The sequence below is a fragment of the Stenotrophomonas sp. SXG-1 genome (assembly GCF_014083965.1).
Taxonomy (GTDB): Bacteria; Pseudomonadota; Gammaproteobacteria; order Xanthomonadales; family Xanthomonadaceae; genus Stenotrophomonas; species Stenotrophomonas geniculata.
The window spans coordinates 3,779,481-3,792,369 of sequence record NZ_CP046588.1 but is presented as its reverse complement, the minus strand read 5'-3'; the positions used below and the strand labels follow the sequence as shown (position 1 = coordinate 3,792,369).

12 protein-coding genes are annotated in these 12,889 nt (G+C 66.3%); 7 read left to right on the top strand and 5 right to left on the bottom strand.

Features of this window, described 5'->3' with window-relative positions; translation table 11 throughout:
- The first annotated feature begins 67 nt into the window (after nucleotides 1-67).
- Nucleotides 68-1,432, top strand: coding sequence for a glutamate--cysteine ligase (locus tag GOC52_RS17290; protein ID WP_191849988.1), 1,365 nt, complete (start codon nucleotides 68-70; stop codon nucleotides 1,430-1,432).
- A 91-nt stretch (nucleotides 1,433-1,523) separates the two neighbouring features.
- Here GOC52_RS17290 and GOC52_RS17285 read toward each other — a convergent pair whose 3' ends face one another.
- Nucleotides 1,524-2,582, bottom strand: coding sequence for an NAD(P)-dependent alcohol dehydrogenase (locus tag GOC52_RS17285; RefSeq protein WP_005419275.1), 1,059 nt, complete (start codon nucleotides 2,580-2,582; stop codon nucleotides 1,524-1,526).
- Between the two features lie 107 nt (nucleotides 2,583-2,689).
- Between GOC52_RS17285 and GOC52_RS17280 the strand changes: the two genes are divergently transcribed.
- Nucleotides 2,690-3,574, top strand: a complete 885-nt coding sequence (locus tag GOC52_RS17280; RefSeq protein WP_049411730.1) for a LysR family transcriptional regulator — start codon at nucleotides 2,690-2,692, stop codon at nucleotides 3,572-3,574.
- Nucleotides 3,575-3,651: 77 nt separating this feature from the next.
- Here the strand turns inward: GOC52_RS17280 and GOC52_RS17275 are convergent, their stop codons facing one another.
- Nucleotides 3,652-4,314, bottom strand: coding sequence for a TetR/AcrR family transcriptional regulator (locus tag GOC52_RS17275; protein ID WP_049480521.1), 663 nt, complete (start codon nucleotides 4,312-4,314; stop codon nucleotides 3,652-3,654).
- A 76-nt stretch (nucleotides 4,315-4,390) separates the two neighbouring features.
- Between GOC52_RS17275 and GOC52_RS17270 the strand changes: the two genes are divergently transcribed.
- On the top strand, nucleotides 4,391-5,086 hold the full coding sequence (locus tag GOC52_RS17270) for a DAPG hydrolase family protein (RefSeq protein ID WP_019336465.1): 696 nt from the start codon (nucleotides 4,391-4,393) through the stop codon (nucleotides 5,084-5,086).
- Nucleotides 5,087-5,098: 12 nt separating this feature from the next.
- On the opposite strand, the gene GOC52_RS17265 is transcribed toward GOC52_RS17270, so the two are convergent.
- Nucleotides 5,099-5,515 (bottom strand): VOC family protein, encoded by a 417-nt coding sequence (locus GOC52_RS17265; RefSeq protein ID WP_043400085.1) that lies wholly within the window; start codon nucleotides 5,513-5,515, stop codon nucleotides 5,099-5,101.
- 59 nt (nucleotides 5,516-5,574) lie between these two features.
- The gene (locus GOC52_RS17260) at nucleotides 5,575-6,678 is read right to left on the bottom strand and encodes an alkene reductase (protein WP_109814504.1); all 1,104 of its coding nucleotides are present in this window, start codon (nucleotides 6,676-6,678) and stop codon (nucleotides 5,575-5,577) included.
- A gap of 130 nt (nucleotides 6,679-6,808) precedes the next feature.
- Here GOC52_RS17260 and GOC52_RS17255 point away from each other — a divergent pair, with 130 nt between their 5' ends.
- Nucleotides 6,809-7,714: a LysR family transcriptional regulator gene (locus GOC52_RS17255; RefSeq protein WP_049411716.1), complete on the top strand. Its 906-nt coding sequence runs from the start codon at nucleotides 6,809-6,811 to the stop codon at nucleotides 7,712-7,714.
- Nucleotides 7,715-7,761: 47 nt separating this feature from the next.
- Here the strand turns inward: GOC52_RS17255 and GOC52_RS17250 are convergent, their stop codons facing one another.
- Nucleotides 7,762-10,854, bottom strand: a complete 3,093-nt coding sequence (locus tag GOC52_RS17250) for a TonB-dependent receptor domain-containing protein (protein WP_191849986.1) — start codon at nucleotides 10,852-10,854, stop codon at nucleotides 7,762-7,764.
- A gap of 213 nt (nucleotides 10,855-11,067) precedes the next feature.
- On the opposite strand from GOC52_RS17250, the gene frmR reads away from it, so the two are divergent.
- The 3 genes from frmR (at nucleotide 11,068) to GOC52_RS17235 (ending at nucleotide 12,887) form a co-directional block, all read left to right on the top strand.
- On the top strand, nucleotides 11,068-11,343 hold the full coding sequence (gene frmR, locus GOC52_RS17245) for a formaldehyde-responsive transcriptional repressor FrmR (protein ID WP_005411009.1): 276 nt from the start codon (nucleotides 11,068-11,070) through the stop codon (nucleotides 11,341-11,343).
- Between the two features lie 66 nt (nucleotides 11,344-11,409).
- Complete coding sequence (locus tag GOC52_RS17240; RefSeq protein WP_049480532.1) at nucleotides 11,410-12,519, top strand: S-(hydroxymethyl)glutathione dehydrogenase/class III alcohol dehydrogenase; 1,110 nt, start codon at nucleotides 11,410-11,412, stop codon at nucleotides 12,517-12,519.
- Nucleotides 12,520-12,527: 8 nt separating this feature from the next.
- A complete protein-coding gene (locus GOC52_RS17235) occupies nucleotides 12,528-12,887 on the top strand; it encodes a YqcC family protein (protein WP_043400095.1) in 360 nt (119 codons plus the stop codon).
- The last annotated feature ends 2 nt before the right edge of the window (nucleotides 12,888-12,889 follow it).

Genomic DNA, 12,889 nt, shown 5'->3' with positions numbered 1-12,889 from the left:
TAGTGCGCCCTTGCGATGGAAGGCTCCGAGCCCCACATCCCCCGCCACCGTCCAGCGAGCCTTCCCCTTGTCGAGCCCCAGCCACGTCGCCGATACCCCCATTACCGACCGCTCGCAGCTGGTGGCGGAGATCGCCTCCGGCGAAAAGCCCCGCGCGCGGTGGCGCATCGGCACCGAGCACGAGAAGTTCGGGTTCCGCCTGGATGACCTGCGCCCACCGACCTTCGAGGGCGAGCGCGGCATCGAAGCCCTGCTCAACGGCCTGGTCCGCTTCGGCTGGGAGCCGGTGCAGGAGAATGGCAACACCATCGCCCTGCTGCGCGACGGCGCTTCGGTGACGCTGGAACCGGCCGGTCAGCTGGAACTGTCCGGAGCGGCGCTGGAGACCATCCACCAGACCTGCGTGGAGACCGGCACCCACCTCAACGAAGTGGCACAGGTGGCCGGTGAGCTGCAGCTGGGCTTCCTCGGCATGGGCTTCCAGCCCAAGTGGAAGCGCGATGAGATGCCGTGGATGCCGAAGGGTCGCTACAAGATCATGCGGTCGTACATGCCCAAGGTCGGCTCGTTGGGCCTGGACATGATGACCCGCACCTGCACGGTGCAGGTGAACCTGGACTACGCCACCGAAGCGGACATGGTGAAGAAGTTCCGCGTGTCGCTGGCGCTGCAGCCGATCGCCACCGCGCTGTTCGCCGATTCGCCGTTCACCGAAGGCAAGCCGAATGGCTACCTGAGCTACCGCTCGCACATCTGGACCGACACCGACGCCGACCGTACCGGCATGCTCGACTTCGTGTTCGAGGATGGCTTCGGTTATGAGCGCTATGTCGATTACCTGCTCGACGTGCCGATGTACTTCTCCTACCGCGATGGCATCTATCACGACGCCAGCGGACAGAGCTTCCGCGACTTCATGCAGGGTAGGCTGCCGGTGCTGCCGGGTGCGCTGCCGACCCTGCGCGACTGGTCGGATCACATGACCACCGCGTTCCCGGAAGTGCGCCTGAAGAAGTACCTGGAAATGCGCGGCGCCGACGGTGGCCCGTGGAGCCGCCTGTGCGCGCTGCCGGCGTTCTGGGTCGGCCTGCTGTACGACGACACCGCACTGGATGCCGCCTGGGACCTGGTGCGTGACTTCACCCTGGCCGAGCGCCATGCACTGCGCGACGGCGTGCCGAAGGACGCGATGAACCTGCCGTTCCGCAGTGGCAGCGTGCGCGACCTGGCCCGCGAAGCGGTGAAGATTTCCGTTGAAGGCCTCAAGCGCCGCGCGGCGCGCAATGCAGACGGCCAGGATGAGAGCAAGTTCCTGGACGTGCTGCAGGAGATCGTCGAATCCGGCCTGACCCCGGCCGAGCGCAAGCTGGCGCTGTTCCATGGCCGCTGGCACGGCGATGTGGATCCGGTGTTCCGCGAGTTCGCGTATTGATCGCCATGCGGTAGTGCCGGCCGCTGGCCGGCAATCCCAGAAGAAAAACCCCGGCACTGCCGGGGTTTTTCTTTTTCACACCTGCCTTGGATCAGGCCGCGTTCTTCATCGTCGCCATGTCGATCACGAAGCGGTAGCGCACATCGTTCTTCGCCATGCGTTCCCAGGCTTCGTTGACGTTCTTGATGTCGATCATCTCCACATCGCTGACGATGCCGTGCTCGGCACAGAAGTCCATCATTTCCTGGGTCTCGGCCATGCCGCCGATCGCCGAGCCGGTCAGGTGCTTGCGGCCGAAGATCACGCTGCCACCGGTCAGCGGCGGGTCCAGTTCGGTCAGTACGCCGACCAGGCACATGGTCGCCTCGCGCTTGAGCAGGCCCATGTACGGGTTGGTGTCATGGCCGACCGGAATGGTGTTGAGCAGGAAGTCGAAGCTGCCGGCATGTGCCTTCATCTGTGCGGCATCGCGCGAGACCAACACTTCGTCGGCGCCCAGGCGCTTGGCATCGGCACCCTTTTCCGGGGTGGTGGTGATCATCACCACGTGCGCGCCGAGTGCCTTGGCGAACTTCACGCCCATGTGGCCGAGGCCACCCAGACCGATCACGCCGACCTTCTGGCCCGGGCCGACCTTCCAGTGGCGCAGCGGCGACCAGGTGGTGATGCCGGCGCACAGCAGCGGGGCGGCCGCCTTCAGGTCGAGGGTGTCGGATACCTTCACCACGAAGCGCTGCTCGACCACCACGTGGTCGGAATAGCCGCCGTAGGTCGGTGCGCCGCTTTCGCGTTCACGGCCGTTGTAGGTCCAGGTCGCGCCTTCGGCGCAGTACTGCTCCAGGTCGTGCTCGCAGGCGTCGCAGTGGCGGCACGAGTCGACCATGCAGCCCACGCCGGCGTGGTCGCCGACCTTGAAGCGGGTGACGTTGCTGCCGACCTCGGTCACGCGGCCGATGATCTCGTGGCCCGGCACCATCGGGTAGATCGAGCCACCCCAGTCGTCGCGGGCCTGGTGCAGGTCGGAGTGGCAGATGCCGCTGTAGAGGATCTCGATGCGCACATCGTCCGGGCCGACCGCGCGGCGTTCGAACTCGTACGGAATCAGCGGGTCGGTATGTGAATGGGCGGCGTAACCACGGGCGAGGGACATGGGGAATCCTTGGCAGGGTTTATCGAAAGGCGTTTTACAATACGCCCCGTTCCCAGCGGCAGGAATCTCGGATATCGGCATGATTCATCAAGTGGAACTGCACAATCATGGCCACTGACAACCTCACCCACCTGGCCGCGTTTGCCGCGGTCGCCCGCCACCGCAGCTTCCGCCGCGCCGGTGCCGAGCTGGCGCTGTCGACCTCGGCGGTGAGCTATGCGATCCGCGCGCTGGAAGAGCGGTTGGGGGTGGGCCTGTTCCATCGCACCACCCGCAGCGTGGCCCTGACTGAGGCCGGGCAGCGCCTGCTGGAGCGCCTGCAGCCGGCGCTGGGCCAGGTGCATGACGCGCTGGAAGAGATGAACCAGTTCCGTGCCGCCCCGGCTGGCCTGCTGCGCATCAACGCCACCCGCGCGGCGGTACCGACCCAGTTGGGGCCGCGACTGGCGCGCTTCCTGCACGCTCACCCCGACGTGCGGGTGGAGCTGACCGAGAACGATGGCCTGGTCGACATCGTCGCCGAGGGCTACGACGCCGGCGTGCGCCTGCACGAGTTCGTGCCCGAGGACATGGTGGCGGTGCCGATGGGGCCACCGCTGCGCGGGCTGATTGTCGGCTCGCCGGACTACCTGCGGCGACACCCGGCACCACAGCATCCGCGGGACCTGGCGGCACACGAATGCATCCGCTTCCGCTTCGCCAGCGGGCATCTCTACAAGTGGCAGTTCGAGCGTAGCGGGCAAGCGCTGGAGATCGATGTGCCGGGCCGGCTCACGTTGAGTGAGCAGGGCACCGTCGTGGGTGCAGTGCTTGATGGCATCGGCCTGGCCTACGTACTGGAAGACACGGCAAGGCCCTACATTGATTCGGGGCAGATGGTGGCGGTGCTGGAAGACTGGAGCGAACCGTTCGCCGGCTTCGCGCTGTACTACCCGAAGCAGCGGCAGATGCCCGGTGCGCTGCGCGCGTTCGTGGATATGCTGCGCGAATGAGTTGCGATGGATGATGTGGTGCCGACCAACGGACGGCACCCACCACCCACTGTCGTCCATGCGCGGATGGGGCAACCCTACGGCACCCGCAACACCGGCGCCAACAACGCCAGGCACTCACGCAGGTGCACCTCCACCGGCGCATCCTCGGCCACCACGCCGATCACGCGTTCGCGCAGCGGCTCGGCCACTGCCATTGCCAGGATCAGTCGCGCCATGCGTGCGGAATCCCCCTCACGCAGCAGCCCACGCTGCTGCTGCCGTTCCAGCCAGTCAGCCAGCAGCGCACGGCCGCGTTCGATGCCGTTGTCCAGATAGGCCTGCAGCAGCGCATCCTTGCCAGGGAAATCGGTAGCCAGCAGCCGGAACACCTGCACCGCCTGCGCCGACAGTGCCTGCGTGCACACCGCCTGCAGGATGTCCTGCAGCAACGGCAGCACCTCGTCGGCACCGTGCGCATCGCGCTGCAGCTGCGGCGCGAAGCCGTCGGTCCATTCGCGCACCGCCAACCCGACCAGTTCCTCGCGGTTGCTGGCGTGGCGGTACACGGTCTTCTTCGCCACCCCGGCATGGGTCGCCACCGCTTCGATCGTGGTCGCCTCGTAACCCTGTGCCAGCAGCAGCTCCAGCGTGGCCTGCAGCACGGCGTGGCGGACCTCGGCTTCCGGTCGAGCGGGGCGGCCGCGGCGGCGGCTCGGTGTTGTGGGCTCGGGCAGGGGAGGGCTGTTCATTGCCCCCATCTTACCGCATCCGGCTAATTGCGAAACGAATGACGTTTCCGTATTGTCGGGTCTCCCAACACCGCAGGAGACCCCGATGGATACCGCTGTGAACGCACGCGCCTGGCTGGACCACCACGATCTGCTCGACCCGGCGCCGATGCACCTGGAGACCGGCATCCAGCGCCGCGAAGACGGCACCCTGCTTGTCGCGGTGCGTACCGATCTGCACGGCTGCAAGGGCCGCATGCTGGACTGGTGGTTCACCTTCTTCGAGACCACCCAGCACATCCGCTGGTGGCATCCGGTTGATCATGTCGAGCATCGCGGCTGGGACGCGGCGTGGCAGCGCGGGCGCAGCTACCACGGTGCCAGCATCCATGCGGTGGAATCGCTGGCCGACATTCCGCCGGTGGCGGCGCGCCTGAAGTTCCATGATCCGCGCACGTTGTTGGTGCCAGAGCGCCTGCAGGCGGCACAGGATGCCGGCGATGTATCGGCGGTGATTGCCGCGCGCATCGGCTTCGGCGACCACGTGCGCCTGGATGTAAACGGTGATCCCTGCGACGGGCAGATGCTGCACGTGGCACGCGATACGCCGTTCGGCTGTGTGCTGCGCAGCCGCTTCGTGCTGGGCCTGGACAGCGCTGATCCGCACCGCGATGCCGGCGATGCGGTCGGCCTGGGCCTGCTCAAGCACTGCTACACGGAGTTCAGTTTCCTCTCGCGGCTGCTGCCGTCGCTGTACTACGGCGAACGCGCGAATGGCGAGGCGGTACCGTTGCCGTGGTGAACCGCGCGCCGGTCATTCGACCAGCGCGTCGTAGCCTTCAGCACTGAACTGGATCAGGCAGAAGCCGTGGCCGAACGGGTCGGCCAGCACGGCGATGCGGCCCCAGCGACGCTCGCGCACGGACTGCTCGAGTGTCGCCCCGGCTGCAACCGCACGCGCCAGCGCGGCGTCGATGTCATCCACTACCCAATCCAGGTGCAGCGGCGTCCAATGGCGCTCGTAGTCGCGCACGTCGCCGTCTTCGGTGGCGGCGCTGCCGGCGTCGTTGTGCAGCAGGTAGAGCGGCGCTGGCCCACCGAGCAGCTCCACCGCGCCCGGGCCGAGACGGCGGCCGATGCGCAGGCCGAAGGCCCGGATGTAGAAGTCTTCGGCAGCGGCGAGATCGGGGACATCGAGATTGACGATGAATGACGCGGTGGGCGTATCCATGGGCAGATCCGGTGGATGCGGGCGGGCAGTGTACGCCCGCATCCACGCATGGCGTGGCTCTATTGTGCGCGCGGGTAGTCGAGGTAGCCTGCTTCGCCGCCACCGTAATAGGTGCTGCGGTCGGGCGTGGCCAACGCGATGTTGCGCTGCAGGCGTTCGACCAGATCCGGGTTGGCGATGAACGGCTGGCCGAACGCGGCCAGGTCGATGGTGCCGGCCTCGACCAGCTGCAGGGCGCGTTCGCGGGTCATGCCGCCGGCCAGGATCACGGTGCCACCGTAGGCCTGCTTGAATTGCTGCAGGAAGGCCTCGCCCAGCACCGACTGGCCCGCCTGCAGGTTGTCGTTGAGGTGCACATAGGCCAGCCCGCGCGTGCCCAGTTCCTCGGCCAGGTACAGATAGGTGGCTTCGTTGTCGGGGTAGAACGGCATGTCGAAGGTGAGGTTGTTCGGTGCCAGGCGCACGCCGATGCGCTGCGCACCGATGCGCTGGGCCATCGCATCGACGGTGTCCAGGATCAACCGCGCACGATTGGGCAGCGAGCCGCCGTAGCGGTCTTCGCGCTGGTTGATGAGCGGGTTGAGGAACTGTTCGAACAGGTAGCCGTTGGCCGCATGCAGCTCGATGCCATCGAAGCCGGCGCTGATAGCGTTGTCGGCGCCCCGTGCGAAGTCGGCAATGATGCCGGGGATCTCGGCGGTCTCCAGTGCACGTGCCGGGGTGGGATCGGCATGGCCGCGGCTACCATCGGCCAGATACACGAACGAGGTGTTCTTCGGTGCGCTGGCCACCGGGCGGGTGCCGGCGCTGACCGGTTGCCCACCATCGGGTTGCAGCGAGCTGTGCGACATGCGGCCGACATGCCAGAGCTGGGCGAAGATCGTGCCCTGCGCGGCGTGCACCGCCTCGGTGACGAGCTTCCAGCCGGCCACCTGTTCGGCCGACCAGATGCCCGGCACGTCGATGTAGCCCTGGCCCTGCGGCGAGACCGGCGTGCCTTCGCTGATGATCAGGCCGGCGCTGGCCCGCTGCCGGTAGTACTGCGCGGTGAGTGCGTTGGCGACCGCGCCGGGGTTGCGGGCGCGGGTCATCGGGGCCATCGCGATGCGGTTGCGCAGGGCGGTGCCTGCCAGGTCGAAGGGGTGGAACAGGGCGGCGGTCATGTCGGTCATCTCAGTGCGGGGGAGGGGCGCCAGCGGCGCGATGCACACAGGATGGAGTTGACATGCAGGCGCATAAAGCGCTTCGATCTCCCTTGGTGCGGGACTATTTGTCCCCAATGGAGTGCGAACGATGCTGCCGCTGGAGTCCTTGAATGGCCTGGTGACCTTTGTCACCACCGCACGCTCGGGCAGCTTCACCGAAGCTGCCGATGCGCTGGGCATCTCGCGCTCGGCGGTGGGCAAGGCCATCGCCCGGCTGGAAACACGGCTGGGGGTGCGCCTGTTCCACCGCACCACGCGGCGCATCGCGCTGACCACCGATGGCGAGGCGTACTACGCCTCCTGTGCGGCGGCGCTGGAAGAGATCTCCGCGGCCGAGGCCTGCCTGGGGTCGGCCGGCCTGCCCAGCGGGCGGCTGCGCATCGACATGCCGTCCTCGTTCGGGCGGCTGGTGGTGCTGCCGGTGCTGTTGCGACTGTGCCGGCAGTACCCGGACCTGCAGTTGACGATGACCTTCACCGATCACTTCGTCGATCCGGTCGAGGAAGGCATCGACCTGCTGATCCGTTTCGGTGGGCTGCACCAGGCAGAGCATCTGGTGGCGCGGCGGCTGGGGCGCCAGCGGCTGGTCACCTGCGCATCGCCGGAATACCTGCAGGCATACGGCGTGCCGCGCACGGTCGAGGAACTGGCGCAGCACCGCAGCATCGTCGGCTTCCGTCATGGCCAGCCGGTCTGGTGGCGGATCGGCAGCGAGCAGGACGAGGGAACATTCATTCCCGGCGCGCCCTATCAACTCAATGATGGCGATGCGGTGATCGAAGCGGCCATCGCTGGCCTCGGCATCTGCCAGATGCCCATTTCACTGGTGCGCCGCCATCTGGATTCCGGCGCGTTGCAATTGGTGCTTGACGCGCACATGCAGCGGCACATCGACATCCATGCGCTGTGGCCACCGACGCGCCACCTGCGGCCCAAGGTACGCTATGTGGTGGACGAGCTGACCCGGTTGGCGGAACAAGGTCTGTTTGATTGAGCGGGGCCCGTACAGCGGGCCCCGCCTGTGAAACCGCTGTGGCTGGCCTACTTGAAGTTGTAGCGCAGGCTGGCCATATAGCGACGGCCCAGTGCATCCAATACATAGGGGAACGGACCGATGTCGTCGCCCACGTTGATCACCGACAGCGTCACGCGTGCGGCATCGGTGATGCGGTAGGTGACGTTGGCGTCCCAGGTGGTCCAGCTGTCGCGGTAGAAGTACTGACGGCTTTCCGGGGTATCGGTCATCGTGTACTGGGCGCGGCTGGTGTAGTTGGAGGCCACGCCGTAGTTCCAGTTGCCGATGCGATGCTGGGCGGTCCAGCGGAACTGGCGCTTGGGCTCGTTGAAGCTGCCCGCCTGTTCGACGAACGGCACGTCCCGGTTCGCGGCCTGGCCACGGTTCTTCGGCATGTAGCCGTAGAAGTCCAGGTCCAGCACGCCCAAGCGCGACAGGTCCCAACGGTAGCCGACTTCGGCGGTCCAGCCACGGAACATCAGTACCGGGCCGTTGCCATACTCGGTCTTGATGCTGGTAGCCACGCCGGTGCTCGGATCGCGCGTCACCAGGCCGCAGAAGCGGTTGGCGTTTGGCACGTTGGCGGCGTTGAAGTCGGCAGTGTCGAAGCAACCGGTGATGATGTCGTTGGCGCTCAGCGACGTGATCACGTTGTTGATCTTGATGTCATACCAGTCGGCGGCGACGCGCAGGCCCGGGATCCACTCCGGCGCGAACACGATGCCGGCCGTCCACGACTTCGCCGTTTCGTTCTGCAGGCGGGTGCTGCCGTTGGTCGAGCCCAGCGTATTGGTCGGTTGCTGGCGGAAGGTGTTCGGATCGGCGCCCGGGTAGGCGGCGAAGAATGCCTGGCAGTTGCGGCGACGCACCGCCGGATTGGAGCCGCCGCTGATGTTGTCCAGCGAGCACACTTCCGGGATGTTGTAGTAGGCCGGCTGCTGGGTGGTGTAGAGCTCGGCGATGGAGGGCGCACGCAGTGACTGGGTCTTGTTGCCGCGCAGCTGCAGGCCGGCGATCGGTTCGTACTGGATGCCGTAGGTGAACGCATTGAACGCGCCGGCGACGGAATTGTCGACGCGGCGGAACTTGGCGGTCAGGTCCAGGCGATGCAGGCCCGGGATGTCCCAGTCGGGATTGAACAGCGGTGCCAGCACTTCGGCGAACACTTCATTGGTGTGGTATTTGCCTTCCGCCGCCTGGGTCGGCACCGAACGACCCTGGCCCAGGCGCTGGTACTCGCTGGGGGTGAAGGAGCCTTCTTCGCGGCGGTGTTCGAAGCCGGCCGCGGCGGACAGCTCGCCGCCGGGAAGATCGAACAGGCCGCCGGATACCGACGCGTTGATGACGGTCTGGCGGGTCTGCGCCTTGGCCACGGTCCGGGTGGAGACGTAGTCCAGGGCTTCGCGCGACGCCTGGTTCTCGCCGAACAGATTCAGCGGGCGGCAGTTCGCATCGGCCGTGGTGCCCGGGCGGGTGGGATCACAGATGATGCGCCCGCTGGCGTCGGTGGTGACGTTGATCGCATTGATGAAGTTCTGCTGGATAAGGCCGGTGCCGAGGTAGTCGAAGTCACCGCGGCCATGGGTGACGCTGGCTTCCCAGTTGAAGTTGCGCTTTCCAACCTCGAAGAAGCCGTTCAGCCCAAGCACCGCGCGGGTCAGGCGGGTCTCGGTGCTGGCGTTGTTCATCGACAGGTCGCGCGAAGAGCGCGACAGCCGGAACGAGGTGATGCCGTTGTCGGCGAGGATCCTGCGGGTTTCCGCACTCAGGAACGGATTGCTGGCGCTGAAGGTCAGCGCACCGCTGGCGGTACCGCCGCCATCCAGGCGTGCATTGCCGAAGGACACGGCGTTGTAGACGTTCTGATCCAGGGTTTCGCGGGCGGTCGCTTCGTATCGCGATAGCTCGAAGAAGCCGCGCACGTTGTCGGTGAAGTCGAAGCTGCCGGTGGAGAACACCGAGCGTCGTTCAAGGTCGGCGATCAGCGGCACCGTCTCGAACAGGTTCAGGCCGTCACCGCCGGAGGCGTTGCCGCCCGCATAGCTGGTACCGGGATTGAACTCGACCAGCTTGCCCTCGTTGTTGAACTGCCACAGTTTGTCTTTGTTCGGACCGAAGCCAAGGATGTCGCCCAGGCCGTTGCGCGTGTAGCTGCCGGTCGCCGGCATCACCAGGCCACCGAAGGTCATGCTGGCGATGCGCCGGTTGCGGATCCAGACCTGGTCGGGGATGCCGTCGGCCGGTCCGGTATTGAAGGGAATGCTGCCGTCGATGCGGCCATCATTGGTTGGCCGGCGCAGGGGCTGGAAGTTGCCAGCGTTGGCTGCAGTGGGGTTGGCCTGCAGGCTGTAGCCCTGGCGGTAGAAATCACGTTGCAGCGCGTTCACGCCGTCGGCATTGTCCAGTTCCGCCGCCACCACGATGTGGCCCCGTCCATCGGCGAATCCGGTACCAAAGATGGCCGACCATGAGTAGCGCTCGTTGTCGTTCTTGCTGGTTCTGCCATAGCCGAGTTCGACTTCGGCGCCATCGAACTTGTCGCGCAGGATGATGTTGTTGACGCCGGAGATCGCATCCGAGCCATAGGTGGGGGCACCGCCAACGCTCAGACTTTCAATGCGTTGCACCATGACGCTGGGAATGGCGTTCATGTCCACCTGGATGCCCGAGCCGCCGCCGGCACCGAAGATGGTGGGCGGGGTAGAGGTCACGAAGCGGCGTCCATTGACCAGGGTCAGCAGGCGATTGCTGCCCAGGCCGAACTTGCTGGCGAAGTTGACGCCCGCACCGAAACCGGCCTGGTCGCCGCGTGAACTGACGCCGGCACTGACCCCGGGAATCCGGGTCACCGCGTCGATGAGGTTGGTGTCGCCATAGTTCTCGATCGATTCACGGCTGACCACCGCAGCGGGCTCCAGCGTGTCGAAGCCGGCGCGGTAGATGCGCGAGCCGGTGACGGTCATCCGGTCCAGCTGCACGGGGGTCTTGCTGCTGGCGGGCTCGGCCCCCTGTTCCTGCGTGGCGGCCTGCTGCGCCATGGCCGGTGCGGCGGCCACCAGCACCAATGCCGAACCCAACGCGACAGACAAGCGACTGCGGGCGAACAACGGTCGGTACATGATCTCTCCCTGGTCACGCCAATGTGACTCAGGGGTAAACGCAGGGGCGAATACGACACCCTAGGTCATGAAAAAGTAACAAATGAATCTATTTAATGTTCATTCATATTTTGGGGCTGATCTGTCCGTAGCGCATGCGCCGGCTGCACGATCTGGCTTCCTTCGTTCGCCCATGTATACTATCCCCCAGTATAGTTCCGAGGTGGCCCCGCCATGCCGCACTCCCCCGAAGAGAAGAAGAAGGTCCTGGCCCGCGTGCGCCGCATCCGCGGCCAGTGCGATGCGCTGGACCGCGCGCTGGAAGCCGGTGCCGACTGCGGGCCGGTGCTGCAGCAGATCGCGGCCATCCGTGGCGCGGTCAACGGCCTGATGTCCGAAGTGATGGAGGCCCATCTGCGCGAGGAGTTCGGGCAACCCGCAGCCTCCGACGAACAACGCGCCGAACGCGTGCGCGACATGAGCGCGTTGATCCGCTCGTACCTGAAATAAGCATCGGCGCCACATCGCGTCGATCGTCCTGCCATCCCATTCCCGCCTGATCCTGGAGAAGCCACCATGAAGTCCCGTGCCGCCGTCGCCTTTGGTCCCGGCCAGCCGCTGCAGATCGTCGAGATCGACGTCGCCCCGCCGAAGAAGGGCGAAGTGCTGGTCAAGATCACCCACACCGGTGTCTGCCACACCGATGCGTTCACCCTGTCCGGCGATGACCCGGAAGGCCTGTTCCCGGTGGTGCTGGGCCATGAAGGCGCCGGCATCGTGGTGGACGTGGGCGAGGGCGTGACCAGCGTCAAGCCCGGCGACCACGTGATTCCGCTGTACACCGCCGAGTGCGGCGAATGCCTGTTCTGCAAGAGCGGCAAGACCAACCTGTGCGTGTCGGTGCGCGCCACCCAGGGCAAGGGCGTGATGCCCGACGGCACCAGCCGCTTCAGCTACAACGGCGAGCCGCTGTACCACTACATGGGCTGCTCGACCTTCAGCGAGTACACCGTGGTGGCCGAGGTGTCGCTGGCGAAGATCAACCCGGAAGCGAACCCGGAACACGTCTGCCTGCTCGGCTGCGGCGTCACCACCGGCATCGGCGCGGTGCACAACACCGCCAAGGTGCAGGAAGGCGACAGCGTGGCGGTGTTCGGCCTCGGCGGCATCGGCCTGGCGGTGATCCAGGGCGCGCGCCAGGCCAAGGCCGGCCGCATCATCGCGGTGGACACCAACCCGTCCAAGTTCGAGCTGGCGCGCGAATTCGGCGCCACCGACTGCATCAATCCGAAGGACTACGACAAGCCGATCCAGCAGGTCATCGTCGAGATGACCACCTGGGGTGTGGACCACAGTTTCGAGTGCATCGGCAACGTCAACGTGATGCGCGCGGCGCTGGAATGCGCGCACCGTGGCTGGGGCCAGAGCGTGGTGATCGGCGTGGCCGGTTCGGGCCAGGAGATCTCCACCCGTCCGTTCCAGCTGGTGACCGGCCGCAAGTGGATGGGCACCGCGTTTGGTGGCGTGAAGGGCCGCAGCCAGCTGCCGGGCATGGTGGAAGACGCGATGAAGGGCGATATCGAACTGGCCCCGTTCGTCACCCACACCATGGACCTGGACAGGATCAATGACGCCTTCGACCTGATGCACGAAGGCAAGTCGATCCGTTCGGTGGTCCACTACTGAGCCGCGTCATGGGCTGGCTGGATGCCCTGCGCCGGCCGCGTGCGGAAGACCCGCGCGCGGCGCTGGTGGCCCCGATCGAGCAGGCGTTGCGTGCGCTGGGCTGGGTAGTGGGCGAGGTGGGGCCAGCGCGTACGGTGACCTCGGCCTTCGGCAGCGACGATGGCATGCCATTCGAGCAATGGCTTGCGCAGGTATTCCTGCCGCGCCTCTACGAGGCGCGCGCGGCCGGGCAGTGGCCACCGCGCAGCGATGTGGCGGTGGCGGCCTCTCGCAATCTTGATGGCCAGCCTGGCGTCGAACCATTGCTGCGCCTGCTGGCGCAGCTGGATGAGCTGATCAACAAAGGCATCCACGCCGCGCGTGGATAAGC